Source organism: Campylobacter concisus (genome assembly GCF_002092855.1).
In the GTDB taxonomy this organism is placed as follows: Bacteria; Campylobacterota; Campylobacteria; order Campylobacterales; family Campylobacteraceae; genus Campylobacter_A; species Campylobacter_A concisus_AI.
In genome coordinates this window covers 1-483 of record NZ_LVLC01000009.1, presented here as the reverse complement: position 1 = coordinate 483, position 483 = coordinate 1, and the positions used below count along the sequence as shown (strand labels likewise).

General features: G+C 40.6%; 1 pseudogene. It reads right to left on the bottom strand.

The annotated features are described in order from the left end of the window. A pseudogene (gene rseP / locus A3223_RS04285) lies at nt 1-483 on the bottom strand (RIP metalloprotease RseP); the annotation flags it as partial.

The window sequence follows — 483 nt, the reverse complement described above, 5'->3', positions numbered from 1 at the left end:
TTGTACTGAACTCATACGAATCAGTTATCTTTACGCCAGTTATTGCTAAAAGCTTATCATTTTTAGCTAGTCCAGAGGTTGCAGATGCAGAGACTTAAGCTATGTGGCAGATAGTTGGAGCAAGTCTCTGAACTCAGATAAATCCAAGCAATATATATAAAAAAAACGCCAAGATAAAGTTAAAAAATGGCCCAGCAAAGAGGATGTAGATACGCTTTATCGGACTTAGCACGTTGTAGCTGTCCGCGTCGTAGTTTTTGGCCTTTGGGTCGGTGTCGTCTTGCCCTTTTAGTTGTACGTATCCACCAAGTGGGATCGCGCTTAGGCAGTAGTCGGTGCCGCCAATGTTTTTGGTATAAATTTTCTCACCAAAGCCGATACTAAAGGTATTTACTTTGACGCCGAGCATTCTTGCTACTAAAAAGTGGCCAAGTTCGTGAAAAAATATGAGAAAACTAATGGCTAAAACGGTCACTAAAAAAT